The organism is Microbacterium sp. T32, from assembly GCF_001619615.1.
Lineage (GTDB): Bacteria > Actinomycetota > Actinomycetes > Actinomycetales > Microbacteriaceae > Microbacterium.
In genome coordinates this window covers 17,499-42,343 of the sequence record NZ_LQQP01000078.1, presented here as the reverse complement: position 1 = coordinate 42,343, position 24,845 = coordinate 17,499, and the positions used below count along the sequence as shown (strand labels likewise).

Genomic DNA, 24,845 nt, shown 5'->3' with positions numbered 1-24,845 from the left:
CCCACCCCCACACCGGAACCCACCCTCACACCGGAACCCACCCTCACACCGGAACCCACCCCCACACCGGAACCCACCCCCACACCGGAACCGGAACCGGAACCGGAACCGGAACCGACAGTCACCCCGACGCCGGAGCCTACCGCCGCACCGGAACCCAGCCCGACACCGGAACCGACGGACACCCCGTCCGCCGGCCCCTCGGCGATGCACTCGGCGTCATCCGGCCCCTCATCCTCGGCCCCGGCGGTACCGACGGGCGACACGTCATCCGTGGGTACCGCGGAGACGCCCGCCAGGAGTCTCGCCCGCACAGGCCAGGCGCTGCCGGTCGCGGCCTCGATGCTCAGCGTGACGCTGTTGGGCTGGGGGATCTTTGCTTCGCTGTGGGCACGTCGACGCCGCCGCGAAAACTGAGGTGAGGAAGGTTCTCCCCGCCGTGTGCGTCTCCATGACGCCGCGCGGCGGGGAGGGCCGCTTCTGCACACACGTGAGGCGGCACAGACACGCGAGCCCCGCGAGCCCTGGCTCGGAGGGGAATGGTGCCGTGCGCGGTCTGATCCTCCGCACGCGGCACCTCGTCGGCCTCAGAGCGAGGTGATGACGACGCGCGTCACGTTCGGGTCGTGCAGCGCCTCGTAGCCCTCGTTGACCTCGTCGAGCGCGATCTCCTTCGACAGCAGGGCGTCGAGCTCGAAACGCCCCTCGAGGTAGAGCCGCGCGTACATCGCGATGTCGCGCTTGGCGGTCGTGGACCCCATGTACACGCCCTGGACGCGCTTCTGCGATCCGATGAGCCCCACCTGGTGGACGTCCAAGTGCGCGGTCGGGTCGATGACGCCGATCAGGTAGAGTCCGCCGCCCGGGGCGACCATCTCGAGCCCCTGCGTGGCGACCGCCCGAGTGCCGACGAAGTCGAAGACGGCGTCGGCGCCGTTGCCGGTGATCTGGCGCACCGCCTCGACCGGGTCCACCGCCGCCGAGTTGACGACGTGGGTGGCCCCGAACGAGCGGGCCTTGGTGAGCTTGTCCTCCGCGATGTCGACCGCGATGATCGTCGCGGCTCCGGCGACGAGCGCGCCGTTGATCGCGTTGAGGCCCACGCCGCCCGCGCCGATGACGACGATCGAGTCGCCCGCCTGCACGTTCGCGGTGTTCAGGACCGCGCCCGCCCCGGTGACGACGCCGCATCCGAGAAGAGCGGCCTGGGGGAAGGGGACCTCGTCGGGAACCTTCACGAGCTGGTTCTCGTGGATCAACGCCTGCTGCGCGAACCCGCCGAGCCCGAACGCCTGGGTGACCGGCGTGCCGTTCTCGGTGAGGCGGGCGGGCTCGTCGGGCGCGCGGAGCGTGGATTCCGGGTGGAGGCACTGGAAGACCTTGCCCGAGAGGCACTTCACGCACGCGCCGCAGTACTGCACGAGGCATCCGACCACGTGATCTCCGACCGCGAGCTCGACCACGTCGGGCCCCACCTCCGCGACCACACCCGCCACCTCGTGGCCGAACACCGCGGGGAACGGGACGCCCAGGTCGAATTTCGACATGGTCAGGTCGGTGTGGCACAGGCCCGAGGCTTTGACGTCGACGAGGACCTCGCGCCCGACGGGCGCGGCGATCTCGAGGTCGGCGCTGACGAACCCGGCGTTCACCGCACGGACGACCGTTGCATTCATTTCGGGTATTCCTCATCTCTCTCGTCCGCCGCGATCTCCGGCGGAAGCGCAATCGGCCCGCTCATCCAGGCCGGCATCAGGTCGGTCAGGTGGTCGGCGAGCCGCTCGGGTTCGGTCTCGACATCGCCCACGACCCAGGAGGCGATGAGCCCCATGGCCGCGTGCGCGAGGTACGTCGCCGCGAGATCGGGGTCGACCCCGGCGGGCATGTCGATCAGCAGGCGGATGTGCGCGAGGATCTCCTCCCGCATGAGCGCCGCGACCCGCGACTCCACACCCCGCGGGACGGCGACGGAGAACGTCGCCGCGTACAGCGGTCGGTAGGCGCCGTAGTGCGCGATCAACGCGCGCTGCGACTGCGCGAGGGCATCGCCACCCTGCGCGATCTCGGCGCGCGCCTCGAGCGCGAGAGCATGGAACGTCGTCTCCTGCAGGTGCAGCGCGAGGTCGTCGATGCCCGAGAAGTGCGTGTAGAACGTGGCGCGCCCCACGCCGGCCGCCTTGGCGACGGAGCTGACGCTGACGTCCTCGCCCGCGGCTGAGAGCTCACGGACGGCGTCGAAGAGCTTCGCGCGGGTGGCCTCGACCCGGGGGTCGGAGGAGGACCGGAGTCCGTCCCGGACACCGGCGATATCGGCGGCTGCGTCACTGCGTGCCATATCGCGAGACTAGACCTGTCCTGGACACGTGTCTAGAAAATCCGCGACGAACGTTTCGGCGGCGCAGACGCCGCGGTGCGCTCTCAGGACACGGCGTACACGAGCTCGACGAACTGCCCCGCGCGCTGAACGTGGCGGAGGATCAGCCGGTCGGCTCCCAACACCCGGGGGAGGAGGGGCTTCCCCGAACCGAGGGTCGCGGGCGCCACCGATAGCCGGATCTCATCGAGCAAGCCCGCGTCGACGAACTGCCCCGCCAGATCACCCCCGCCCACGATCCATACGTCGCCCGCGCCCGCGGCATCCTGAATCGACGTCCAGTGCGCCTCGATACCGCCGGAAACGACCCGGATGTCGGCGCCCGGAACACGGGGGAGCGGCCGTGACGAGAACACGAACGTCGGTCGCGCGCCGTAGTACCCCGCCCACTTCTCGGGAGCGTCGAGGAGGGCCTCGTGGCGCAGCATCCATTCGTACGTCGCCGACCCCATCACCAGGACGCCGACTCCGGCGAGGAAGTCGCCGAAGGCCGCCTCGGCCTCGTCGGCGCCGGGCACGGCGAACAGCCAGTCGAGGGAGTCGTCATCGGTCGCGAGGTAGCCGTCGAGGGTCGTGGCGGTGTGGAAGATCACGCGAGTCATGCCGGCACGCTAGCCGGGGCCTCCGACACGCGTCGATGCGTTGATCGGCGAGCTCGCGGGGGAGTGAACGGTGTCGGCCACCGGGCGTAAGGTCGGTGCCATGACCCGCATCGCTCTCGTGACCGGTACCTCCAGCGGCATCGGTCTGCACACCGCCGTCGGCCTCGCCCAGGCCGGCCTCTCCGTCGTCGCCACGGTCCGCGACACCTCCCGCGCCGACGCGCTGCGCGAGGCTGCCGACGCCGCGGGCGTCACCCTCGACATCCGCGCGCTCGACGTCACCGACGCCGACGCGGCGGCCGACCTCGTCGCCAACCTCGGCGTCGTCGACATCCTCGTCAACAATGCCGGGCGCGGAGCCGTCGGCACCCTGGAACAGCTCTCGGATGCCGATCTCCAGGCGCAGCTCGACACCAACTACCTCTCCGTCGCGCGGCTCACACGTCTCGTGCTGCCGGGGATGCGCGAGCGCGGGCACGGCCGCATCGTGACGGTCACCAGCGTCGGGGGAGCGGTGGGCCAGCCGTTCGCCGACGCCTACTGCGGTGCGAAGTTCGCGGTGGAAGGCCTCATGCAGTCGCTCGCGCCCGTAGTCGCTCCGTTCGGCATCGACGTCGCGATCGTCGAACCCGCGGCCGTCGCGTCGTCGTTCACGGCATCCGTGGATCGCTACGACGGTGGCCCGTACCAGGCGCAGCTCGACGCGTACATCCAGCGGACGACCGCGTCATTCGCGCAGGCGCAGGCGGCGGAGGATGCCGCGAAGACGGTGATCGAAGCCGCGATCACCGAGACACCCAAGTTCCGGTGGCAGACCTCCGAGGCCGCGGTCCGGTTCGCGGGGCTCTCGCTCGGCGATCTGGACGGTTCGCGCGTGATCGGTGTGACGTCCGAGTGGATCCGCTGACGCCCGGCGCCCATGACGTGACCCGGGTGTGGCTCGACACCTGGGAGTGGGCGTGCTGCGGCGACCCGTTCAGCGTCGGCGACGAGGTCGATCTGCTGGTGCGCACGCGGACGCCGTCGTCGGCGTTCATCGAGAGCGTGGGTCCCGAACTCGCGGCCACCATCGACGCGATCGAATCCCACCACCAGGAGACACCGACGACACCGGAGGACCGGGTACGGGGCCGGGTAGCCGGCATCCATGCGGTTGTTCAGGAGCACATCGAGACACGGCATCTTCGCCGCCCGGGCTTCGGCGCGCCTCCGGATGCCGAGATGCCCGCGGAGGGGGAGGACTGGCCGTTCGACGGTCGAGATCTCGGGAACGGGTTCATGATCGGCTCACGCCCGTCGAGATGGATGATCGAGAGCGTTCCCGTTCCCGGTGCCGTGACGCTCGCCCCACGGGATGGGGTGCCGCCGACGGCGTCGGATCAAGCCACCGAGCCGCCGGACGAGAACCCGGAGCCGCCGGCCGAGCGACGCACGACATCCGTCGTCGCGTGGGTCGTCGACGTCCACGAGAACCACCCGGTTTCCGAGTCATAGGCCACCACGACGTCGTCCCAGCTTCCTTCTCGGGAGAGCGTGACGCGCTTCCCGCTGGCGAGCCCGACTCGCTTGAGGACGTCGTAGAGCGCCTGCACCGCCCCGAGAATCCGACCCCAGTCCGTTCTGTCGGAGTGGACGACCTGGCCGTCAGGAAGCACCATCGGTTCGTCCCCGAACGCGGCCATGAAGTCGTCCCGCGGGCGCTCACCGGTCATATCCGTAGTCTGGCGCGGGACACGCCGTGACACCGAACTCGGTCCGCGCGATCACAGCGCGGGGAGGAGGAAGAATCCGAAGACGATCTCGGCGAGGACCGCCGCCGCGAGGACACAGGGGAGTAGTGGTCTCTGGGAAGTCGCCCCGAGCACCAGCGCGACCAACGCCAGCGCGGCCCAGATCCACGACCCGAGGTAGAACAGCGTCCACGGAAGAATCGCGATCATCGTAGAAGCACCGGAAGACGTCAGCATGATGCCCGCGAACCACACCAACACCGTCGTCATGATCGCGAGCGAGATCGACGACAGCACGATCGACGCGGTGCGACGGCGATCACGGGGGAGTCGGGGGGAACTCATCCGCTCAGGCTAGTCGCAGGCTCCTGGCGCCTCACACGCTCATCAGCACGACGGTGAAGACCGCAGTCGACATCACGAGCGCCACGCAGCCCCAGGCGACGATCATCCCGCGCCGAAGATCGGCTCCGTCGTCGGCGAACTTCCGACGAAGAGCCTCGTGGACATGCCGCGAGCGGACGACGAGCACGGTCCCGAACACCGCCTGCGCCGTGCCGATCACGAGGAAACCGACCGTGAGAACGGGGGAGAGTTCCGGGCGCTTCGACTCGATGCCGTGAGTACCGACACTCGAGGCGACGCTGACGGCGATGAGCGTGCCGATCGAGAGGGCTGCGATTCCCCAGGCCCGCACGAACCACGGCGACGACGCCACCGAACCTCGCGCTCGCGCGGGGCGCGCCACGCCGAAAAGGCGCGTTCGCTGAGCAGCACCGTTCCAGCGAGCGAGAGGTGCCGGCCACACGATGGCGATCACAGCCAGCGGGATCATGAACGTCAGCGCCGCAACGACGAAGATGAGCGCACCCACCGGCATGTCCGCCCCCTCAACCGACGTCGCACGAATTCTACGGGCGGGGAACTCAGCGCCGCGATGAGAGGCTCCGCTCTCGATTCAAACTGACATAATGTGCATTATCGGTGATTCATCGATCGCGGCCCGAGCGTCCAACCGCCACGCACAGGCCTTTCGTCCCCGCGGACGGAAACGAGCGACTACCCCGCGCGAGTAGGCTCGCTCCAATGGAATCGCGACGTCGCCCCCGCGGCGCGCGGGTCTGCCCGGGAGTGCCGGCGTGAGCGGCATCCTGACGGGATTCGCCGTCATCGGCCTCGCCGTCGTCGTCGGCTACGTCATCGCCCGCATCGATCTGCTCGGCGAACATGCCCGCCCGGTGCTGAGCCGTCTGACGTTCTTCGTCCTGTCGCCGTTCCTGCTGTTCGTGGTGCTGGCGCGCGCCGACGTCACGACGCTGTTCTCGGCGCTCCTCCCCGTGTCGATGATCACCGCGGCGATCATCATCGGCGGCTACGCCCTGATCTCTCGCTTCGTGCTCCGTCGCCGCACGGCCGAGTCGGTCATCGGCGCGCTGTCGGCGGGACAGGTGAACAGCAACAACATCGGCATCCCGATCTCGCTCTACATGCTGGGCGATGCGGCGTATTCGGCTCCGGTGATCCTGTTCCAGCTGCTGGTGCTCATGCCCATCGCCCTCGGGATCCTGGATGCCGCGACCTCGGGCTCGCGTTCCCCGCGGCGGATCCTCACCCAGACGGCCAAGAACCCCATGCTCATCGGATCCGCGCTCGGCGTGCTCGTCGCGGTTCTCGGCATCCACCTCCCGCCGATCGTCATGGACCCGCTCGCGTTCTTCTCGGCGGCGTGCGTCCCGGTGCTGCTGATGTCGTACGGGATGTCGCTGTATGGCCAGCGGGTCCTCACCGAGCCCGGACGTCGCGTCGACGTCCTCATCGCCTCGGTGCTGAAACTCCTGGTGATGCCCGCGGTCGCGTGGGGCGTCGCGTTGGCGTTCGCGCTGCCGCCGGAGCAGGTGCTGATCGTCGTGACGCTCGCCGCGCTCCCCACGGCGCAGAACGTGTTCAACTTCGCGCAGCGCTACGGGGTGGGAGAGATCCTGTCGCGCGACGTGGTGTTCATCTCCACCCTCGGGTGTCTGCCGGTGCTGTTCGGAGTCGCCCTGTTGCTGGGATGACGTTGGTCCCCCACTCCGCATGACGCAAGGTCTATCGTGAAAGCGAAGCTCTCAGCATTCGCTCAGGAAAGGCTCGCCATGTCCACCACCACCTCGTCCAGTACGCCCGCGGTGCGGGCCGTGCGCACGGCCCTGGCCGTCAGCGGTGCGGTCTCGCTGATCGTCGGCCTGTTGATCCTGCTCTGGCCCGGACGCACCGCCGCGGTCGCCGTCGCCATCATCGCCGTCTACGTCATCATCGCCGGCATCGTGAACATCGGGATCGGCATCTTCTTCCGCTCCGGATGGGCGCGGATCGGCTACATCGTCCTCGGGCTGCTGTTCATCCTCGCGGGCATCTTCTCGTTCGTGAACCTCCCCGCGACGACGGCCTGGTTCGGCGTCTTCGTCGGCACCCTCGTCGGCATTCTGTGGATCATCGAGGGCGTCGTCTCGCTCACGACGCTGAACCACGGTTCGGGCCGCGGCTGGACGATCTTCTTCGCGATCATCAGCATCCTCGCCGGCGTCGTCCTGCTGTTCTCCCCGCTCCTCGGTGCGGTGACGCTGTTCCTCCTGCTCGGCGCTTCGCTCCTGGTCCTCGGCGTGTTCCAGATCGTCCGCGCGATCCAGTTCGGCAAGACCGCCTGACGAACCGCAAGAAGGGAGGGGCCTGGATGCCACGGCATCCAGGCCCCTTCTCGTTCGTCAGGCGACGGGCAGGTGCCGTGCCCACCAGTCCAGGACCGCCTCGAACCGCTGGACGCGGTGCCGGGGGCGACCCGCGCGCGTGAGCTCGTGATCCTCGCCGGGGAAGATGAGCATCTCGGCGTCGACACCGTTGTGCTTCAGCGCCGCGTAGTAGCGCGTCGCCTGCTCGATCGGGCAACGGAAGTCGAGTTCGGAGTGCAGCACGAGCGTGGGTGTGCGCACGTCGTCGACGACCGCCATCGGGCTCTGCGCGGCGACCCGCGCGGGGTCGGTCCCGACGTACTCCTGTCCGAAGAACGACCCGATGTCGCTCGTCCCCGGGAACGCGACGGGGTCCAGGAACCCGCGCTCGACGATCGCCCCGGCGAACCGGTGGTCGTGCGCGATGACCCACGCGGTCATATAACCGCCGTACGACCCGCCCTGGATGCCGACGCGTTCGCCGTCCAGCCGCGGATCGGCGGCGACCACACCGTCGAAGAAGTCGATGACGTCGAAGTAGTCGAGCGTGCCCATCGCCTGCCGGATCGAGCGCCCGTGGGGGCGGCCGTAACCGGCGCTTCCCCGCGGGTTGCTGTAGACCACCGCGTAGCCGGCATCCACAAGGACCTGCGTCTCGTCGAAGAGGTGCACGCCGTACGAGGCGTACGGGCCACCGTGGATCTGCAGGATCACGGGGAACGGCCCTTCGCCCTCGGGGACCGCGACCCAGCCGTGGACGGGGTAGCCGTCGCGGCCGGTGATCTCCCGTTCCTCGGGCACGACGATCCCGCGCTCGCGGGCCGCGGCGCCGAGGTCGGTGAGCGCGCGACCCGTGACGCCGTCGAGGAGCAGCAGCTCCCCTGCGGACTCGGGGGTCGCGACGGCCGCGACGATCCGGCCGCCCGCGGCGGCGTGTCCGGTGACCTCGACGTCGCCGCCGAAGACCTCGGCGACCACTCCCCCGCGCGTGACGCGGAGGAGGCGCACCCGGCCGCGCGTGCGGTCCTGCACGAGCACGTCATCGCCGTCGAACGACAGGTGCGAGCCGACCTCGCCGAGGTCGATCGTCTCCGGATCGGTGAGCGGACGCGGACCGTCGACGTCGAGCAGCCAGACGGCCGTACCCGGCGCCACGAAGTCGAGGCCCGAGTCGCCGACGTCGTTGCCGCGCAGGAAGATCGCACCGTCCGGCGCCACCCCCACCTCGTCGATCGAGAGGTTCGCCGCGGTTCCCAGTACCTCGCGCTGCACTCCCCCGTCGACCGCCACCGCGACGACCCGCGAGCGCAGGTCGGCGACGCGGTCCTCGATGACGTCGGGAAGGCTGACCAGTTCGCTGCCGTCGGCCGTCCACGCCACGCCCGACCAGCTCGTCGCGCCCTCGGTGAGCTGCTGCGGCGTCGAAGCGACCACCCGCTTCTCCGGGGTCACGACGTCGGGGGCGGGCTCGTAGAACGGCTCCGCGTCGGCCGCCGGCGCGTCGATGACGAACAGGTGCGCGGGACGGTCGAGATAGCCGTGGCCGTTCGCGTGCCAGCGGATGCCGGTGATCCGGCGCGGCGGTTCGGCGGCGGCATCCCGCCCCTCCACCGTGCCGTACCGGCCGGGCTCGACCACGCGCGCGGTGAACGCGAGGCGCGTGCCGTCGGGCGACCACGACAGGTCGGTCACGCCGCCGGCCTGGTCGGTGACCTGCACGGGCTCGCCGCCGCCCGCGGGGACGAGGAACACCTGCGTGCGGCCGCGGGCGTCGGCGCGCAGGAAGGCGATCGTGGCGTCGTCGGGTGACAGTCGCGGGGCGCGGTCGGCGACTCCGCGGGTGAGGCGTCGCGGGGTGCCGTCGGGCAGGTCGACGCGCCACAGCTGACCCACGGCACGGTCGGCCGCGATGTCGGGGCGGGACGTGGCGTAGACGGCGAAGGCGCAGTCGGACGAGAGCGCGGGGCGCCCGACCGACACCAGGGTCTCGATGTCGTGGGCGCGCATGCTCACTCCCCTCCGAACGAGTCCGTGTCTCCGACGAGGCGCGTGTGATCGGCGGGCACCGGGTCGAGGGCCGCGCGGGCGACCTCCGCGGCGAACTCGGCGACGTTGTAGAGCTTGCCGGCGTCCTCGCGGCGCGCGGCGATGGCACCGGGGTTGGCGCGCTCGAGCAGCGTCGCGGTGATGGTGCCCTCGATCATGTCGCCGGAGACGACGGTGAAGCCGATGCCGCGCTCCTCGAGCGCCGGGATGCGCTCGCGCAGGGCGTCCTCGCCGGCGCGCTTGGACAGCGCGACGGGCTCGTATTCGGGCATCGTCGGCGTCGTGCGGATGAAGTGCGCCTGGTGGCTCGTGACGAACACGACGCGGGAGCCCTCGCGGAGCAGCGGGAGCGCGCTCTCGAGCACGTTGACCTGCGCGTCGCGGTTGAGCTTCAGCGCGTAGTCCTCGGCCATGCCCGACTCCATGCCGCCCGAGGCGTTGAGGACGAGCACGTCGAGGCCGCCGAACGTGCGCTCGACCTCGTCGAACATCGCCTGCACCGACGCCGGGTCGGTGAGGTCGGCGCCGACGACGAGCGCCTCCACGCCCAGCTCGCGCAACTGCGCGGCGAGCTTCTCGGCGCGGGGGGCCTTGTTGCGGAAGTTGATGACGACGTTCGCGCCGGCCTCGGCGAAATAGCGGACCGTGTCCGCGCCGATGCCGCGCGACGAGCCGGTGACGAGGGCGGTCTTGCCGCTCAGCGAGCCGGACGGGAGGGTCTGGGACACGGGAACTCCTGACGATTCGGAATCGGATGCCGGCGATCGACGCCGGCGCACACGACAAGGACCCAGCCTACCGACCGGGATGCCGGAACCCACCGGTGACGGCATCCTGAACGCTCCCCCAGGAACCGGTCTCGGCCCCGCGCACGCGTGCTACGTTCGGGAAAAGGGCGGTGCGACATGGATCTTTCGACCATCGACACGTGGGCCTGGATCCTGTGGCTCGTGGTGATCCTGCTCTTCCTCGTCATCGAGATGATCACGGTCGAGCTGACATTTCTCATGCTGGCGCTCGGCGGCATCGTCGGTCTCGTCGCCGATCTCGGCGGCGCTCCGCCGTGGGTGCAGGTCATCCTCGCCGCGGCGGCCGCGATCGCGCTCGTGGTGTTCCTCCGTCCGCGGATGCTGCGGCGCCTGCAACGCACCGCCGACACCCGTCCGTCCAACGTCGAGGCGCTCATCGGCCTCGACGGCCTCGTGCTGGCGACCGTCTCGCGGGTCGCGGGGCAGGTCAAGCTCGCCAACGGCGACATCTGGACCGCACGCAGCGACACCGACACGCGCCTCGACCCGGGCACGCCCGTCGAGGTCGCCCGCATCGACGGCGCCACCGCCGTCGTCCGCGCTCGAGAGCAGGGAGTCACACCATGAACGTCGAGAATCTCGTCCCCGCCGTGATCGGCTGGGTGCTGGCGATCGCCGTCGCGATCTTCGTGATCGTGGCGATCTTCCGCGCGGTCCGCATCATCCCGCAGGCCCGCGCCGGCGTCGTCGAGCGGCTGGGCCGGTACCACAAGACGCTCCTCCCGGGCCTGAACATCGTCGTGCCGTTCATCGACCGGGTGCGGCCCCTCATCGACCTGCGCGAGCAGGTGGTGTCGTTCCCTCCGCAGCCGGTGATCACCGAGGACAACCTCGTCGTCTCGATCGACACAGTCGTGTACTTCCAGGTCACCGACGCCCGCGCGGCGACGTACGAGATCGCCAACTACCTCGGCGCCGTCGAGCAGCTGACGACCACGACGCTTCGCAACGTGGTCGGTGGCCTGAACCTCGAGGAAGCGCTGACCAGCCGCGACAACATCAACGGACAGCTGCGTGTCGTGCTCGACGAGGCGACCGGCAAGTGGGGCATCCGCGTGGGCCGCGTCGAGCTCAAGGCCATCGACCCGCCGGTGTCGATCCAGGACTCCATGGAGAAGCAGATGCGCGCGGAGCGCGACCGCCGCGCCGCGATCCTCACCGCCGAGGGATCGAAGCAGTCGCAGATCCTCGAGGCGGAGGGGCGCCGCCAGGCCGCGATCCTCGAGGCCGAGGGCGACAAGCAGGCCGCGGTGCTACGCGCCGAGGGCGAGGCCCAGGCGATCCACTCGGTGTTCTCCGCGATCCACGAAGGTCGCCCCGACGACAAGCTGCTCGCCTACCAGTACCTCCAGACGCTCCCGAAGATCAGCGACAGCGCCTCGAGCAAGCTGTGGATCATCCCGAGCGAGCTGACCGAGGCACTGAAGGGCATCTCCGGTGCCTTCGGTGCGCGGGGGCTCGACGTTCCGGACAGCCCCTCCCCCGACGAGCGCGGCGGTGCCGCTCCCGCCGGCTCATGACTCGGCATCCCTACCTCTCCCCCGAACCGCCCCGCGTGCTCGCGCATCGCGGGCTCGTGACCCCGGCGGATGCCGCGCTGGGCGTCGCCGAGAACTCGTTCGCCGCCGTGGCGGCCGCGCACGCCGCCGGCGTCGCGTACGTCGAGTCGGACTGCCACCTCACGGCCGACGGCGTCGTGATCCTCTTCCACGACGACGACCTGTCGCGCGTGACCGGCGACCCCCGCAGGATCGCCGACGTCCGCCTCCCCGAGCTGGAGGAGCTCATGGCCGAGCGGGGCGGTCTGCTCACCCTCGCCCAGGCGCTCGAGGCCTTCCCCGATACGCGGTTCAACCTCGACGTGAAGGCCGAGGCCGCCGCCGAACCGGCCGGACGCCTCGTCGCGCCGCACGCCACCCGCGTGCTCGTGACGAGCTTCTCCGACGAACGCCGACGCGCGGCGCTCGCGGCTGCCCGCGCCGCGGGTGCCGCCGTCTCCCCCGCGACCTCCCCCGGTTCTCGGACGGTCGCGCGCCTCGTCGCCGCGCACGCGGTGGGCCTTCGCGGCATCGTCCGGCGACTCCTTGCGGGACTGGATGCCGTGCAGATCCCCGAGCGCCAGGGCCCGGTGCGCGTGGTCACCCCGGGTCTCGTTCGGGCCGCCCACGCGGCCGGCGTCGAGGTGCACGTGTGGACGGTGAACGACCCGGCGGACATGCGGCGATTGCTGGACCTCGGCGTCGACGGGATCGTCACCGACCGCGCGGACCTCGCGCTCGCCGTCGTGAACGGGCGGTGAACGCCCAACGACCTGAGCATCCACTGTGAATCTCGCCAGGGTGCCCTCCGTTCGAATAAAGCGCACAGGTCGGGCCGTTATACATGGGGACCGACGAGAGGACCACACAATGGCAGATCGCAGTCTTCGAGGCATCCGACTCGGCGCACAGAGCCTTCAGAGCGAAGACGGGGTCGTTTTCCACGACCGGGCCCAGCACACCTACGTCTGCGCCACCTGCGGACGCGAGACGGTGCTGACCTTCGCCGCGGACGCCGAGGTTCCGCCGGCATGGGAATGCCGCACCTGCGGCGCTGAGGCGCTGCTGCGCATCGGCGAGGGCACCGCCACCGTCGACCACAGCGACGACAAGGCACCGCGCACGCACTGGGACATGCTCCTGGAGCGTCGCACGATCCCCGAGCTCGAGGAGCTCCTCGAGGAGCGCCTGGCGTTCCTCCGGGCACGCCGCGGCGGGGACCAGAAGATCAGCGCGTAACGCGGATCACGGATTCAGGCGCCGGTTCCCTCGGGGGCCGGCGTCTTTTTCGTGCGCCCACGGAACACCAGCACCGCTCCGGCGGCCGCGAGTCCCGCGAGGCTCCCCCACCCCAGCACGATCTTCAGCGCCGGGCCGATCACGACTGCGGGGGTCAGGCCCGTCCGCAGCGGAACGTCGTCGAGCATGTAGCCGGCGGTGTCGACCGGCAGTTCGTCGCGCGTCGCGCCGTCCGGGGCGATGACCTGGCTGGTCCCGACCGTCGAGAGGTTCACGACCGACCGCCCGGTCTCGATCGCGCGCATCCGGGCGAACGCGAGCTGCTGAAGGTTCTCGTCGGTCCCGCGGAAGTCGGCGTTATTCGTCTGGAACAGGTACACCTCCGCGCCCTCCGAGGCGCCGTCCCACACGACGTCGTCGTAGATCACGTCGAAACAGATCGCGAGCCCCGCCACGACGCCGTCGATGTCGACCACGGGGTCGGCCGTACCGGGGGTGTACTCGCGGCCGATGAGACCGATGAGGTCGGGAGCGAACGGCTCCCAGAAGGCCCGGTCCGGAACGTATTCGCCGAAGGGCACCGGGTGGCGCTTGTCGTACATCTGCTGCGGCGCCCCGTCCGCGGTCCACAGCAGCGACGAGTTGTAGAGGTTCGGTCCGCGCTCAGTGACCGCCGAGATGAGCAGCGGAGCGTCCAGCCGCCGTGACAGCTCGTCGAGAACCGCCGCGGTGCTCCGGTTGCGGGTGGGGTCGGAGTCCACGCCGCCCTCCGGCCACAGCAGCACGTCCATCTTCTGCCCGAGGAGAGGAGCGGATGCCGCGAGCTGCGCGTTCAGCACCGCGTTGCGCGCGCGCTGGTCGAAGTACCCCGCCGGTCCGTTGCCCTGCACCGCGCCGACGCGCAGCGACCCGGCGTCCGTGGTCGGGAACTGCGGAAGCGCGAGGAGCGCGACGAGGACGACCAGAGCGGGAACGGCGCCCACCGGTCGCCGGAACCGCCCCGAGCGCACGAACTCGATCGCCATCGCGCAGAACAGGACGACGAGGAAACTCAGCCCCGACATGCCCACCCACGACGCGACCTCGGCGAACGGACCGTTGACCTGCGAGACGCCGATCCGGCCCCACGGGAAGCCGCCGTACGGCCACGAGCCGACGATCTGCTCCCGCAACGTCCACAGCCCTGCCACGAGCGCCGGGAGGAGCACCGCGCGCCCCACGCGACCCGGGGCGATCCGCGGCATCCACCGATACGCCAACGCGATCGGCACGGCGAACGCGGCGGTGAGCAGCGACTCCAGGACCGACAGGGCGATCCACGGGATCGGTCCGAGATAGCGGGCGGTGAAGAGCAGGTTCACCGAGAAGAAGGCGGCGCCGAAGAGGAAGCCGACGAGCACCGCCGACCACACGCGCCGACCCGCGAGGGCGACGAGCGCCATCGCGACCGCGGGGAACGCCATCGGCCACAGCGCGGGCGCCGGGAACGCGGTGACGAGCAGCAGCCCCGCCGCGGTCGACAGCGGTGCCGCGAACGCCAGACGGACGATCGGTCGCGGCGGATCGGCGAGAGGCACCCGACCAGCCTAAGCGGCGAGACCTGCGCCGACCCTGATCACGCCGACGTGTACGCCACGATCCCGCGGCGCACGGAATCGAGCGCGGTCCGCGCCGTCTTCGCGAGCTTGGGCTCGGCCACGAGCGAGATCTGATCGAGCAGGTCGATCGTCTGCTTCGCCCACCGCACGAAGTCGCCCGCCGCCATGTCGGCAAGGGTCAGCACCGTGTCCAACGGCAGCCCGCGCGCCCACCCGTGCATCGCCGGGGCGAGCCCGGAGGCCGGCGTCTCCGACCCCGGCAGGCGGTGGTCTCGCTCGAGGTCGTCCAACTCCTGCCACAGCGTCTGCGTGGCATCCAGGGCTCCCCGGAAGGGGCCGCGCGGCAGGCCCCGCTCCCCCGGGCCCGCCTCGTCGCGGCGCGGTTCGTACACGAGGCAGCACGCGAGCGCCGCCAGCGACGGCGCGTCGAGCGCGTTCCACAGCCCCTGGCGGAGCGACTCCGCGACGAGCAGGTCGCGCTCGCCGTAGATGCGGCGCATCGTGCGTCCGGCCGGGGTGAGCGTCGTGGTGCCGTCGTCGTCGATCTCGACGTACTCCAGCGCCGCGAGGACGTCGACGACGCGGTCGAACACGCGCGCCACGGTCCCCGTGCGCTGGTCGATCTGCTGCCGCGTCTTGTCGGTGGTGCGCTTGAGCTTCCAGTACCGCTCGGCCCAGCGGGCGTGGGCCTCGCGATCGGGGCACGAATGGCACGGATGCCGCTGCATCCGGCGCCGCAGCGACTGGATCTGGTGCTGCCGCTCGTCGCGCAGGCGCCGGGGCGCGGTCGCATCGCGGCGATTGATCTTCTCGAGGTCGGACAGCTCGCGGCGGATCGTGGAGTACTCGCGGAAGTCGCCGCGGTCGCACGTCATCGCGGTCTCGTAGCCCGCGAGCGACTCCTCGGCTTCCTTGACCTGCCGCGCGAGGCCCACGACCGAGCGGTCGGCCTGGAACTGCGCGAACGACGACTCGAGGATCTCGCGCGCGCGGACACGCCCGAACCGGTCGATGAGGTTGACGGCCATGTTGTAGGTCGGCCGGAAGCTCGAATTCAGCGGGTACGTACGGCGCGACGCGAGCGCGGCGACCGATTGCGGGTCGAGGCCCTCGGTCCACTGCACGACCGCGTGCCCCTCGACGTCGATGCCGCGACGCCCCGCGCGACCGGTGAGCTGCGTGTACTCGCCCGACGTGATCGCGACCCGCGCTTCGCCGTTGAACTTCTCGAGCTTCTCCAGCACGACGGTGCGGGCGGGCATGTTGATGCCGAGCGCGAGGGTCTCGGTCGCGAACACGACCTTCACGAGTTTGCGTCGGAAAAGCTCCTCGACGACCTCCTTGAAGGCGGGCAGCAGGCCGGCGTGATGCGCGGCGATACCGCGCTCGAGGTTCTCGCGCCACTCCCAGAATCGCAGCACAGCGAGGTCTTCGTCCTTGAGCGTGAAGGTCAGCTCGTCGACGACGCGCCGGATCTCGGTCCGCTCCTCGGGCGAGGTGAGGCGCACGTCGGCGCGCCGCAGCTGCTGCACGGCCGCGTCGCAGCCGGCGCGACTGAAGATGAAGAAGATCGCCGGGAGCAGGTGGTTGCGTCGCAGCAGGTCGACGACCTGCGGGCGCTCGATCCGCTCCATCCTCGGCGCGTGCGCGGCCCGGACGGGGCGCTGGCCGTTCCGCGGCTGGCGCCGGCCGCCCGCGTGCCGCGCGGAGCGGTACTCCTGCGCTCGCCGGTTGTTCTCGAACGTCGAGGAGTGGCCGCCGCGGATCCGCAGCAGCTCCTGGTTCACCTGGGCCGTCGCGACGCCCGCGCGGTCGTCGAACAGCGGCAGGAGGTCGCCGCGCACGAGCACGTGCTGCTCGAGCGGCACGGGCCGCGTCTCCGACACGATGACCTCGGTGTCGCCGCGCACGGTGTCGAGCCAGTCACCGAACTCCTCCGCGTTCGACACGGTGGCCGAGAGCGAGACGAGCTTGACCGATCGCGGCAGGTGGATGATGACCTCTTCCCACACCGCACCGCGGAAGCGGTCGGCGAGGTAGTGCACCTCGTCCATCACGACGAACCGCAGGCCGCGCAGCGCCGGGGAATCCGCGTACAGCATGTTGCGGAGCACCTCGGTCGTCATGACCACGATGCGCGCGGAGGCGTTGATGTTCGTGTCGCCGGTGAGCAGGCCCACCTCGTCGTCGCCGTAGACCTCCTGCAGCTCGTGGAACTTCTGGTTCGAGAGCGCCTTGATCGGGGTCGTGTAGAACGCCTTGTCGCCGGGCTCGAGCATCGCGAGGTGGATCGCGAATTCGCCCACGATCGTCTTACCGGCTCCGGTGGGCGCGGCGACCAGCACACTCCGCCCGTCCTCGAGGGCCTGGCATCCCGCGATCTGGAACGGATCGAGGTCGAACCGCTGGGACTCCGCGAAATCGGCGGTGATCGGATGCTGGGCGCGGGCGGAGGCCCGGGCGAATCGGTCGGCGGGGCTCAGTCCACTCACACGATCGATCCTGGCAGCCCCGCCGCGGCGGCGCGACGGGCCTTGCGTCGGTCGAACAGCATCGATACGCCGGCCGCGGCGAAGAACAGGACGATGAGGATGCCGGCGAGCAGGAACATCGTCACGACGTCGGCTGCGGGGGTCGCGAGGGCGGCGAACAGCGTCGCGATGAGGATCGCGATGCGCCAGCCCTTGAGGATCGCGCGCCCGCTCATGATGCCGATGACATTGAGGGCCACGAGGAACACCGGCAGGACGAACGCGACGCCGATCACGAGCATGAGCTTGAAGACGAAGTCGTAGTACTCGGTCGCCGAGTAATAGTTGACCCCGCCCTGCGGGATGAACGTCGACATGAGTTCGATCACGTGCGGGACGATGAGCAGCCCCACCCAGCAGCCGGCGAAGAACAGCGGGATCGCGGAGGCCAGGAACCCGACCGTGTAGCGGATCTCTTTGCGCGTGAGGCCCGGCATCACGAACGCCCAGATCTGCCAGAGCCAGATCGGAGACGACAGGAAGATGCCGATCGAGAAGGCGATCCGCATCCGGAGGTCGAAACCGGACGTGACGTTCGTGAAGTTGAGCGCCGCGAAGTTCGCACCGCGCTTCTCCGTGAGCACGCGGATCGGCTCCGTGATCCACGCGATGACCGGATCGGTGATGATGAACGCGATGATCATGCCGACGACGAGCGCCGCCGCGGCGATCATCAGGCGCTTACGCAGTTCGACGAGGTGAGCGCCGATCGACATGCGCTTGTCACGCCGCGGTCCTTCCGGCACCTCGATCCGCGGCGGTCCTGCCGTGGCCACGCGCTATGCGGAGGTGTCGCTGGAAGGGCGCTTCTCGGGCGTCACGGACGACGCGGTTCCCGACTCGGTCGCGCGCGGGACCTCAGGAGTCGCGGCCTCGTCGTCGCGTTTCATCTCCTTCATCTCGCTGCGGAAGACACGCGCCGACTGGCCCATGCTCTTCGCGAGGGCGGGGAGCTTCGCGGCACCGAAAAGCAGCAGGATGACCGCGAGAACGATCAGCAGGTGCCATCCGTTCAGATTGCCTAGCATGAGGACTCCTCAGTATCGGGCGGGGGTGCCTTCAGTGTAGCTCTTGCCCCTCCGCGGGGGCCCAGGAACTCGACGTGTTCACCCCTGGGGCGAGACATCCTCGCCGTATTGCGCGAGACCGGCGGCCGCCCAGGCCGCCGCGGCACGCCGTGCCCCGGCGGGCTCGAGCAGTTCGACCTCGCCGCCGCGCCGCGCCGCGAGACGCTTCAGGCTCTGCTCGTCGGCGAGCCGCAGCGACGCCACGGCGACGTCCCCCTCGCCCTCGATCGTGGCGCGCTCGAGGTAGTCCGACAGCAGCGGCGCGACCGCGCGCGGGAATCGGAACCGCGCGACGACCTCGTCGTCGGCGGGCGCGAACAGCTCGGGTACCGGGTCGGCGCCGTGGACGGCGGGGATGCCGGTGAGCTCGGGGTCGCTGACACGGTCGAGGTGGAACGTGCGCACCGCCTGCCGCGTGTGGCACCAGCCCTGCAGGTACCACTGGCCCCCGGCGATGTGGACCTTGATCGGGTCCACCGTGCGGGTCGTCGGTGCGGCACCGGGCGCGCGATAGGTGAACGACACCGCCACTCCGCGACGGAGCGCGCGGTCCACGACGTCGCGGACACCGTCCACGGGACCGGGGGCCACGATGACCGCCGGCGGGGTCGACGACGCCCCGCGGGCGAGCTTCGCCAGCAGACCGGTCACCAGGGCGCTGTCCCCCACCCCCGGCAGGGACCGCGTGAGCTGGAGCCCGGCCAGCAGCGCTGCGGCTTCGCGCGCGGTGAGGCGCGGCGAGCGTTCGAGGCCGACCGTGTTCGTGATCGAGATGATCTCGTCGCGATCGAGCAGATCCCAGTCGATGTCGAACAGTTCGTTGGGGAGCTGCCAGTAGCCGCCCTCGCCGGGCAGGCCGATGACGGTGAGCCTCTCGACCATCGCCCGCATCTGGTCGGCCGTCACGTCGAAATCGGCGGCGGCCTCGGCGATCGAGACCTCGCCCTTGCCGACGATGTACGGCACGAGCTGCAGCAGGAGGGCGGCCCGGTCGAGGGCGGGCAGCGCACGGTCGGAGCTCATGCGGCACCTCCGTGCAGGGCGAGAGTCGCCCGCAGGCGACGGATGACCTGCTCGCGCAGGTCGTCGGGGGCGACGACGCGCACCTCGGGCCCGTAGGAGGCGAGCTCGTCCGCGAAGACGTGCAGGTCGACGTACGGCACCACGATGCCCTGCGCCGCCGGCTCCGCGCGCCGCGACAGGCGGAGCGCCGCCTCGGTGCCCGGGTGCACCTCGAGGAGAGCCCGCCGGCGATGCGCGACACCCTCGAGTCCCGCGAGGGCGCGCTCCCCCGCACCGACCCGCAGCTGCTCGTCGAAGCGTTCCCGCGTCACGGTCACGTCCCCGACGATGCGCGAGAGGAGGAAGGTGCGCTCGGCATCCATCGACAGATCGAAACCGAAGACGTGCCACCGCGCCTCGTACTCCAGCAGCGCGAGGGGACGGATGCGACGCTCCCGCGCCCGCGCGTCGCCGGGACGCAGGTAGCTGAACGTGACGACCCGGCACTCCTCGATCCCCCGCTGCAGCGCCGGGAAGGCGGCATCCCGAGCCCGGATGCGCGGCGCGTAACCGATGATCGGCTCGTCGACGGCGATGCCGAGACCACGGATCTTGCGCAGGCCGCTGCGGGCGGCGTCCGAGAGGGACTCGCTCCCCCACACGCTTCCCGCGATGTTCAGCAGCGCGACCTCGGCGGGGCTGAACGAGATGTCCTCCGGAAGCGCGTACTCCGCGGTCGGCACGCGGTACCGGGCCTCGCGCAGATCATCGGGGTCGGCGCGGTCGCCGATCGTCTCGATGGGGACGCCGAGTCCGCGCAGGTTCTCCTTGTCGCGCTCGAACATCTTCTCGAGGGCGTCCTTGGAGGCCCCCGCCTCGTACTGCTCGCGGTAACCGGCAACGGACGACAGGATCGTGTCCTTCGTCAGCCCCTGTTCGGTCGCCATGAGGGCGACGACGAGGTTGACCAGACGCTCCTCGGGAGCGGGTCGGGACGAGGCGGCGGACACCCGCCCATCCTAGGCGCGGGCCGGACTCAGCCGTCGACGCCGAGGATGTCGAAGACGTACACGAGGGCCGTGTCGGTGGGCGCGTTGAAGAGCTTCTGGTCGTCCGCCGTCTGGTCGGCGGGGACGACGACCAGCACCTGGGAGCCGACCGTCTGGCCCTCGAGCGCGGACGCGAGCGTCCCGGGCAGCTTCGACGGGGGTGCCGCGATCGGGTTCTTGCCCCACGTCGTCACGAACTGCCGGCGGTCGTTCCACGAGACGCCGAGCACGGCGAGGCGTGCGGTCGCGTCGGCGGTCAGCGCGGGGCCGTCGCCCTTCTTCAGCGTCTGCACCGACACGGACGTCGGCGCGTCGCCGTCGGGGATCGTCACACCGGGCTGGCCGCCCGGGGCGCGCACCACGGTGGGAAGGCCGAAGCCGGCGGTGAACTGGTCGGCGCCGTTGGCGGCGGGCAGGTAGACGCGCTCGACGTCGGCCACGACGACCGCGGAGCCGCCCTGCGGGATGTCGAGGCCCTGAGCCGCCTGCGGGCCGACGCTGTCGTACGGCATCGACACGACCAGGCGCGACCCCTGCGTCGCGCAGAGCATCGCGGAGGAGAAGTCGGGGAACGTCTGGTCCCAGCCGGACAGGGGCTGCGCATTCGCGACGTTGCCGTCGTAGCGGGAGCCCACGATGCGCTCGCCCGTGATGCCGTTGTAGACCGTCAGGTCGAGGAGCACGAGCTGGTCGGGCTGCGTGATGCGCTCGCCGTCACCCGTGACCACCGTCTCGACCGAACGCGTGTCGGGCAGGAACGGCGACCGCACTTGCACGTCGGGCTGCTTCCCGACCTCGCCCGAGACCGTCACGGCCTCCGCGGCGCGCGAGTCGGACGGCGGCGGGGTGCATCCCGCAGCGGAGGCGCTGCCGGATGCCGCGCATCCGACGAGGCCGGTACCGGCCAGGGCGATCACGGCGACGAGGGCGGGGAGTCTGCGCACCGGATCAGTTTAGGCGGTCCCGTCGGGTGCCTCCGTCGCGGCCCCCGTCTGACCCTCGCGGCGGCGCACGCCGTCGGCGGCCTTCTGAGCCTCACGCACGCGCTTGCGCAGGTTCTTGTCGGTGATCTCGCGGTCGCCGACGGCGCCGGGGGTCCACAGTTCGACGTCCTCGTCGCCGTAGCTGGACTTCGAGGCGCGCCGCTTGACCTCCGGCGGCACGGCCCCGGGAGCCAGGCGACGCGCGGTGAGGAGGAAGCCGGTGTGCGCGACCATGCGGTGGTCGGGGCGGACGGCGAGGCCCTCGACGTGCCATCCGCGGACCATGGTCTCGGAGGCATCCGGGTCGGTGAACAGCCCCGTGGCGCGGATGTACTCCGCCACGCGACTCAGCTGCGTGGCGGTGGCGACATAGCAGAGCACGACGCCGCCGGGGGTGAGCGCGTCGGCCGCGGCGTCGATGCACTCCCACGGCGCGAGCATGTCGAGCACGACACGATCGACGGATGCCGGGGGGACGGCATCCGGGAGATTCTCGACCAGGTCGCCCACGACGACCTCCCACGTGCCGGGGGTCGCACCGAGGAACGTCTCGACGTTGGCGCGGGCGACGTCGGCGAACTCCTCGCGACGTTCGAACGACACCAGGCGGCCGCTCGGACCGATCGCGCGCAGGAGCCACAGGGACAGCGCGCCCGAGCCCACGCCCGCCTCGACGACCGTCGCCCCTGGGAAGATGTCGGCCTGCGACAGGATCTGCGCGGCGTCCTTCGGATAGACGATCGCCGCTCCGCGCGGCATCGACATGACGAAGTCGCGCAGCAGCGGACGGAGCGCGAGGTAGTCGTGGCCGGAGCTGTTCGTGACGACGCTGCCGTCCGGCTGGCCGACGAGCAGCTCGTGCTTGAGCACGCCGTTGTGCGTGTGCAGCTCGCCGTTCTCGCGGAGCGTGATGGTGTGCATCCGCCCCTTGGGTCCGGTCAGCTGCACGCGGTCGCCGACCCGGAAAGGTCCGCTCAGGTGCGGGGTCTCGCTCATCGGGTCTCCTGTGGGGTGGTCGCGGGTGCGTGGGTGGAATGGAGGGCGGCGAGGTCCGCGGCGCCGCGACCGGCCAGGGTCGGCCACAGCGCGTGGGCACCGACCTCGTCGAGCGACACCATGAGCGGGACGCCGAGGGTCACCGCGCCGCTCGCGAGCGCCGAGCGCAGGCCGTTCGGCGAGTCCTCGATCGCGACGGTGTCGCCGATCGCGACGCCGAGGGCGTCGGCGGCCTGGAGGTAGGGGTCGGGATAGGGCTTCGGCCGCGTGACGTCGTCCCCGGCGACGACGACGTCGAAGGCCGGGAAGTCGATGAGGTCGACGACCGAGAGCGCCATGCGCCGCATCGACATCGTCACGAGGGCCGTCTTCACGCCCGACCGACGCAGATCGGCGAGCAGTTCCCGCGCGCCGGGGCGGAACGGCACGCCGTGCACGGCGAGCTGACGCAGCACCTCGTCGGTGAGGTGGGCGATGATCTCGTCCACGCCCCACGGGACTCCGGCGTTCTGGAGCAGCCGCGCGGAGTCCTCCAGCGCGAGCCCGACCATCCCGAGCGCCTGCGCGTGCGACCACGTGCCGCCGAACCGCTCGACCAGGGGCGTCTCCGCGGCCATCCAGAACGGTTCGGTGTCGACGAGGGTGCCGTCCATGTCCCAGAGGACGGCGGCGGGCGCGGGGGAAGTCATCGTTCCATCGTATCCAGGGCGCTCCCCGGCCAGCCCCCGGCCGAGCGCTCCCGCGGGGGCGCATGCGCCTATCCTGGATATCCAGCCCCGCAGGGGCAGAGGAGGTTGCGTGGACGCACTGGGTCGCCGGATCATCGTCGCCGCTTTCGACGGCTGGAACGACGCCGGAGAGGCGGCCTCGGCCGCGGCAGCGATGCTGCGGACGGGCAGCGACTACGAGGTGGTGCACTCCGTCGATCCGGAGCTGTACTTCGACTACCAGTACACCCGCCCCCAGGTGGGAGTGGATGCCGAGGGCCACCGCACCCTCACGTGGCCCGAGGCCACGCTGCTCCGCCCCGCCCACCGCACCGGCGCCCCGGAGATCTGGCTGCTCGTGGGCGTCGAGCCGGCGCGTGCGTGGCAGGCCTTCGCCGCGGAGTTCATCGACGTCGCCCTGCGGGAGGACATCACCGGCTTCGTCGCGCTCGGCTCGATGATGTCCGACGTGCCGCACACCCGCCCGATCTCGGTGTTCGCGGGCAGCGACAACGACGGCGTGCGCCAGTCCCTCGGGCTCGAGCGGAGTCTGTACGAGGGGCCGGTCGGCATCCTGAGCGCCCTCGGCGACGCGGCCGAGCGCGCCGGCATCCCGACGGCCAGCCTGTGGGCGAGCGTGCCGCACTACGTCGCGGGCCACACGCCGTCCCCCAAGGCGACGCTCGCGCTCCTCGACCGGCTCGAGTCGGTGTCGGGCATCCCGGTGCCGCGGGGCGAGCTCGCCGCCGAGGCGCTCGCGTGGGAGGCGTCGATCGACGCCGCGGCCGCGGACGACGACGAGATGCGCGACTACATCCACCAGCTCGAGCAGACCCGCGACACGTGGGATTCTCCGGAGGCGTCGGGGGATGCCATCGCCCAGGAGTTCGAGCGGTACCTGCGCCGCGGCGGCGACGGCCCCGCCAAGCCCGGGCGCGACGACCCGCCCCGCCGCTGAACGCGAGAACGGCGCCGTCCCCGAAGGGGCGGCGCCGTTCTGCTTCGTGCCGGATCAGCCGGAGATGATCGTCGATTCCGCCGGGACGACCCCGGTGAGGAGAAGGACGATCACGACGACGCCGAGGACGATGCGGTAGATCACGAACGGCAGGAAGCTGCCCTTCTTGAGGTACTGCATGAGGAAGGCGATCACGAGGAAGCCGACGACGAACGCGATCACGGTCGCGAGCCCCGTTTCGGCGAGGTTGTAGGGTCCGGTGCCCTCGTCGAAGCTCTTGTACAGCTCGTAGAGCCCGCTCACGAACACCGCGGGAACCGCGAGGAGGAACGAGTACTCGGCGACGGCGGTCCGCTTGTACCCGAGGGCGCGGCCCAGGGTCGTGGTCGCACCCGAACGGGACACACCCGGCACGAGGGCGAGGGCCTGGGCGAATCCGTAGGCGAGACCGTGCGGGTACGTGAGGTCGTTCAGGTCACGACGACGCTTGCCGTAGTGGTCGGCGAGTCCGAGCAGGATGCCGAACACGATGAGCACGATCGCGGTGATCCAGAGGCTCCGGAAGTTGTCGCGGATCAGGCTCTGCAGGAGGAAGCCCAGGATGCCGATGGGGATGGTGCCGATGATGATCAGCCAGCCCATGCGGGCGTCGGGGTCGTTGCGCGGAACACGGCCGAACAGCGAACCGAACCAGCGCGAGATGACCCTGCCGATCTTCTTGCGGAAGTACAGCAGAACGGCCAGCTCGGTACCCAGCTGCGTGATCGCGGTGAACGTCGCGCCGGGGTCGGTCTGCGAGGGCAGGAACTCGCCCACGATCCGCAGGTGGGCGCTGGAGGAGATGGGGAGGAACTCGGTCAGGCCCTGGACGAGCCCGAGGATGATGACCTCGAAGATATGCATGCGGT

At 70.6% G+C, this 24,845-nt stretch carries 26 protein-coding genes; 9 read left to right on the top strand and 17 right to left on the bottom strand.

What is annotated here, in order from left to right; all coding sequences use genetic code 11:
* Nucleotides 1-587: 587 nt before the first annotated feature.
* The 3 genes from AVW09_RS17055 to AVW09_RS17045 form a co-directional block, all read right to left on the bottom strand.
* Nucleotides 588-1,676: a zinc-binding dehydrogenase gene (locus AVW09_RS17055; protein WP_063259185.1), complete on the bottom strand. Its 1,089-nt coding sequence runs from the start codon at nt 1,674-1,676 to the stop codon at nt 588-590.
* Entirely contained in the window at nt 1,673-2,335 is a 663-nt protein-coding gene (locus AVW09_RS17050) for a TetR/AcrR family transcriptional regulator (protein WP_063259184.1), read from the bottom strand. The genes AVW09_RS17055 and AVW09_RS17050 overlap by 4 nt, the downstream gene beginning before the upstream one ends.
* A gap of 83 nt (nt 2,336-2,418) precedes the next feature.
* Nucleotides 2,419-2,976, bottom strand: a complete 558-nt coding sequence (locus AVW09_RS17045) for a dihydrofolate reductase family protein (RefSeq protein ID WP_063259183.1) — start codon at nt 2,974-2,976, stop codon at nt 2,419-2,421.
* 100 nt (nt 2,977-3,076) lie between these two features.
* On the opposite strand from AVW09_RS17045, the gene AVW09_RS17040 reads away from it, so the two are divergent.
* Nucleotides 3,077-3,883, top strand: a complete 807-nt coding sequence (locus tag AVW09_RS17040; protein ID WP_082823060.1) for an SDR family NAD(P)-dependent oxidoreductase — start codon at nt 3,077-3,079, stop codon at nt 3,881-3,883.
* Complete coding sequence (locus AVW09_RS17035) at nt 3,871-4,470, top strand: DUF6578 domain-containing protein (protein ID WP_063259181.1); 600 nt, start codon at nt 3,871-3,873, stop codon at nt 4,468-4,470. Before AVW09_RS17040 ends, AVW09_RS17035 begins: the two co-directional genes overlap by 13 nt.
* A 269-nt stretch (nt 4,471-4,739) precedes the next feature.
* Here AVW09_RS17035 and AVW09_RS17030 read toward each other — a convergent pair whose 3' ends face one another.
* On the bottom strand, nt 4,740-5,051 hold the full coding sequence (locus tag AVW09_RS17030) for a hypothetical protein (RefSeq protein WP_063259180.1): 312 nt from the start codon (nt 5,049-5,051) through the stop codon (nt 4,740-4,742).
* Nucleotides 5,052-5,082: 31 nt separating this feature from the next.
* Entirely contained in the window at nt 5,083-5,586 is a 504-nt protein-coding gene (locus AVW09_RS17025) for a hypothetical protein (RefSeq protein WP_156496156.1), read from the bottom strand.
* Between the two features lie 259 nt (nt 5,587-5,845).
* Here AVW09_RS17025 and AVW09_RS17020 point away from each other — a divergent pair, with 259 nt between their 5' ends.
* Together AVW09_RS17020 and AVW09_RS17015 are read left to right on the top strand one after the other, a co-directional pair.
* Nucleotides 5,846-6,763, top strand: a complete 918-nt coding sequence (locus tag AVW09_RS17020; protein WP_063259178.1) for an AEC family transporter — start codon at nt 5,846-5,848, stop codon at nt 6,761-6,763.
* Between the two features lie 78 nt (nt 6,764-6,841).
* Complete coding sequence (locus tag AVW09_RS17015) at nt 6,842-7,393, top strand: HdeD family acid-resistance protein (RefSeq protein ID WP_063259177.1); 552 nt, start codon at nt 6,842-6,844, stop codon at nt 7,391-7,393.
* Nucleotides 7,394-7,450: 57 nt separating this feature from the next.
* Here AVW09_RS17015 and AVW09_RS17010 read toward each other — a convergent pair whose 3' ends face one another.
* Both AVW09_RS17010 and AVW09_RS17005 read right to left on the bottom strand, forming a co-directional pair.
* Nucleotides 7,451-9,421 carry a S9 family peptidase gene (locus tag AVW09_RS17010; protein ID WP_063259176.1) on the bottom strand — a complete coding sequence of 657 codons (1,971 nt, stop codon included), beginning with the start codon at nt 9,419-9,421 and terminating at the stop codon, nt 7,451-7,453.
* Nucleotides 9,422-9,423: 2 nt separating this feature from the next.
* Complete coding sequence (locus AVW09_RS17005) at nt 9,424-10,188, bottom strand: SDR family oxidoreductase (protein WP_063259175.1); 765 nt, start codon at nt 10,186-10,188, stop codon at nt 9,424-9,426.
* A gap of 177 nt (nt 10,189-10,365) precedes the next feature.
* Here AVW09_RS17005 and AVW09_RS17000 point away from each other — a divergent pair, with 177 nt between their 5' ends.
* The 4 genes from AVW09_RS17000 to AVW09_RS16985 all read left to right on the top strand — a co-directional run bounded on the left by AVW09_RS17000 (nt 10,366) and on the right by AVW09_RS16985 (nt 13,046).
* A complete protein-coding gene (locus tag AVW09_RS17000) occupies nt 10,366-10,836 on the top strand; it encodes an NfeD family protein (protein ID WP_063259174.1) in 471 nt (156 codons plus the stop codon).
* The gene (locus tag AVW09_RS16995) at nt 10,833-11,789 is read left to right on the top strand and encodes an SPFH domain-containing protein (RefSeq protein ID WP_063259173.1); all 957 of its coding nucleotides are present in this window, start codon (nt 10,833-10,835) and stop codon (nt 11,787-11,789) included. Before AVW09_RS17000 ends, AVW09_RS16995 begins: the two co-directional genes overlap by 4 nt.
* Complete coding sequence (locus AVW09_RS16990) at nt 11,786-12,568, top strand: glycerophosphodiester phosphodiesterase family protein (protein ID WP_063259172.1); 783 nt, start codon at nt 11,786-11,788, stop codon at nt 12,566-12,568. Before AVW09_RS16995 ends, AVW09_RS16990 begins: the two co-directional genes overlap by 4 nt.
* Nucleotides 12,569-12,677: 109 nt before the next feature.
* Nucleotides 12,678-13,046, top strand: coding sequence for an RNA polymerase-binding protein RbpA (locus AVW09_RS16985; RefSeq protein WP_022877536.1), 369 nt, complete (start codon nt 12,678-12,680; stop codon nt 13,044-13,046).
* A 14-nt stretch (nt 13,047-13,060) separates the two neighbouring features.
* Here the strand turns inward: AVW09_RS16985 and lnt are convergent, their stop codons facing one another.
* The 9 genes from lnt to AVW09_RS16940 form a co-directional block, all read right to left on the bottom strand.
* On the bottom strand, nt 13,061-14,623 hold the full coding sequence (lnt, locus tag AVW09_RS16980) for an apolipoprotein N-acyltransferase (RefSeq protein ID WP_063259171.1): 1,563 nt from the start codon (nt 14,621-14,623) through the stop codon (nt 13,061-13,063).
* 38 nt (nt 14,624-14,661) lie between these two features.
* The gene (locus tag AVW09_RS16975) at nt 14,662-17,136 is read right to left on the bottom strand and encodes a DEAD/DEAH box helicase (protein ID WP_082823058.1); all 2,475 of its coding nucleotides are present in this window, start codon (nt 17,134-17,136) and stop codon (nt 14,662-14,664) included.
* Nucleotides 17,133-17,891, bottom strand: a complete 759-nt coding sequence (gene tatC / locus AVW09_RS16970) for a twin-arginine translocase subunit TatC (protein ID WP_063259189.1) — start codon at nt 17,889-17,891, stop codon at nt 17,133-17,135. Before tatC ends, AVW09_RS16975 begins: the two co-directional genes overlap by 4 nt.
* Before the next feature lie 63 nt (nt 17,892-17,954).
* On the bottom strand, nt 17,955-18,203 hold the full coding sequence (gene tatA, locus AVW09_RS16965) for a Sec-independent protein translocase subunit TatA (protein WP_063259170.1): 249 nt from the start codon (nt 18,201-18,203) through the stop codon (nt 17,955-17,957).
* Between the two features lie 78 nt (nt 18,204-18,281).
* Nucleotides 18,282-19,265 carry a helix-turn-helix transcriptional regulator gene (locus AVW09_RS16960; RefSeq protein ID WP_063259169.1) on the bottom strand — a complete coding sequence of 328 codons (984 nt, stop codon included), beginning with the start codon at nt 19,263-19,265 and terminating at the stop codon, nt 18,282-18,284.
* A complete protein-coding gene (locus tag AVW09_RS16955) occupies nt 19,262-20,254 on the bottom strand; it encodes a helix-turn-helix transcriptional regulator (RefSeq protein ID WP_063259168.1) in 993 nt (330 codons plus the stop codon). The genes AVW09_RS16960 and AVW09_RS16955 overlap by 4 nt, the downstream gene beginning before the upstream one ends.
* Before the next feature lie 26 nt (nt 20,255-20,280).
* Nucleotides 20,281-21,237, bottom strand: a complete 957-nt coding sequence (locus tag AVW09_RS16950; protein WP_063259167.1) for a hypothetical protein — start codon at nt 21,235-21,237, stop codon at nt 20,281-20,283.
* A 9-nt stretch (nt 21,238-21,246) separates the two neighbouring features.
* Entirely contained in the window at nt 21,247-22,272 is a 1,026-nt protein-coding gene (locus tag AVW09_RS16945) for a tRNA (adenine-N1)-methyltransferase (protein ID WP_063259166.1), read from the bottom strand.
* The gene (locus AVW09_RS16940) at nt 22,269-22,961 is read right to left on the bottom strand and encodes an HAD family hydrolase (protein WP_063259165.1); all 693 of its coding nucleotides are present in this window, start codon (nt 22,959-22,961) and stop codon (nt 22,269-22,271) included. Before AVW09_RS16940 ends, AVW09_RS16945 begins: the two co-directional genes overlap by 4 nt.
* A 109-nt stretch (nt 22,962-23,070) precedes the next feature.
* On the opposite strand from AVW09_RS16940, the gene AVW09_RS16935 reads away from it, so the two are divergent.
* Nucleotides 23,071-23,937: a PAC2 family protein gene (locus tag AVW09_RS16935; protein WP_063259164.1), complete on the top strand. Its 867-nt coding sequence runs from the start codon at nt 23,071-23,073 to the stop codon at nt 23,935-23,937.
* Nucleotides 23,938-23,991: 54 nt separating this feature from the next.
* Here AVW09_RS16935 and AVW09_RS16930 read toward each other — a convergent pair whose 3' ends face one another.
* A complete protein-coding gene (locus AVW09_RS16930) occupies nt 23,992-24,840 on the bottom strand; it encodes an undecaprenyl-diphosphate phosphatase (RefSeq protein WP_063259163.1) in 849 nt (282 codons plus the stop codon).
* Nucleotides 24,841-24,845: the final 5 nt, after the last annotated feature.

Bases quoted from the DNA above. Each gene is read 5' to 3' on its own strand.
- AVW09_RS17055 (WP_063259185.1), bottom strand. From the start codon at position 1,676: ATGAATGCAACGGTCGTCCGTGCGGTGAACGCCGGGTTCGTCAGCGCC.
- AVW09_RS17050 (WP_063259184.1), bottom strand. From the start codon at position 2,335: ATGGCACGCAGTGACGCAGCCGCCGATATCGCCGGTGTCCGGGACGGA.
- AVW09_RS17045 (WP_063259183.1), bottom strand. From the start codon at position 2,976: ATGACTCGCGTGATCTTCCACACCGCCACGACCCTCGACGGCTACCTC.
- AVW09_RS17040 (WP_082823060.1), top strand. From the start codon at position 3,077: ATGACCCGCATCGCTCTCGTGACCGGTACCTCCAGCGGCATCGGTCTG.
- AVW09_RS17030 (WP_063259180.1), bottom strand. From the start codon at position 5,051: ATGAGTTCCCCCCGACTCCCCCGTGATCGCCGTCGCACCGCGTCGATC.
- AVW09_RS17025 (WP_156496156.1), bottom strand. From the start codon at position 5,586: ATGCCGGTGGGTGCGCTCATCTTCGTCGTTGCGGCGCTGACGTTCATG.
- AVW09_RS17015 (WP_063259177.1), top strand. From the start codon at position 6,842: ATGTCCACCACCACCTCGTCCAGTACGCCCGCGGTGCGGGCCGTGCGC.
- AVW09_RS17010 (WP_063259176.1), bottom strand. From the start codon at position 9,421: ATGCGCGCCCACGACATCGAGACCCTGGTGTCGGTCGGGCGCCCCGCG.
- AVW09_RS17000 (WP_063259174.1), top strand. From the start codon at position 10,366: ATGGATCTTTCGACCATCGACACGTGGGCCTGGATCCTGTGGCTCGTG.
- AVW09_RS16995 (WP_063259173.1), top strand. From the start codon at position 10,833: ATGAACGTCGAGAATCTCGTCCCCGCCGTGATCGGCTGGGTGCTGGCG.
- AVW09_RS16990 (WP_063259172.1), top strand. From the start codon at position 11,786: ATGACTCGGCATCCCTACCTCTCCCCCGAACCGCCCCGCGTGCTCGCG.
- AVW09_RS16985 (WP_022877536.1), top strand. From the start codon at position 12,678: ATGGCAGATCGCAGTCTTCGAGGCATCCGACTCGGCGCACAGAGCCTT.
- tatC (WP_063259189.1), bottom strand. From the start codon at position 17,891: ATGTCGATCGGCGCTCACCTCGTCGAACTGCGTAAGCGCCTGATGATC.
- tatA (WP_063259170.1), bottom strand. From the start codon at position 18,203: ATGCTAGGCAATCTGAACGGATGGCACCTGCTGATCGTTCTCGCGGTC.
- AVW09_RS16960 (WP_063259169.1), bottom strand. From the start codon at position 19,265: ATGAGCTCCGACCGTGCGCTGCCCGCCCTCGACCGGGCCGCCCTCCTG.
- AVW09_RS16945 (WP_063259166.1), bottom strand. From the start codon at position 22,272: ATGAGCGAGACCCCGCACCTGAGCGGACCTTTCCGGGTCGGCGACCGC.
- AVW09_RS16940 (WP_063259165.1), bottom strand. From the start codon at position 22,961: ATGACTTCCCCCGCGCCCGCCGCCGTCCTCTGGGACATGGACGGCACC.
- AVW09_RS16930 (WP_063259163.1), bottom strand. From the start codon at position 24,840: ATGCATATCTTCGAGGTCATCATCCTCGGGCTCGTCCAGGGCCTGACC.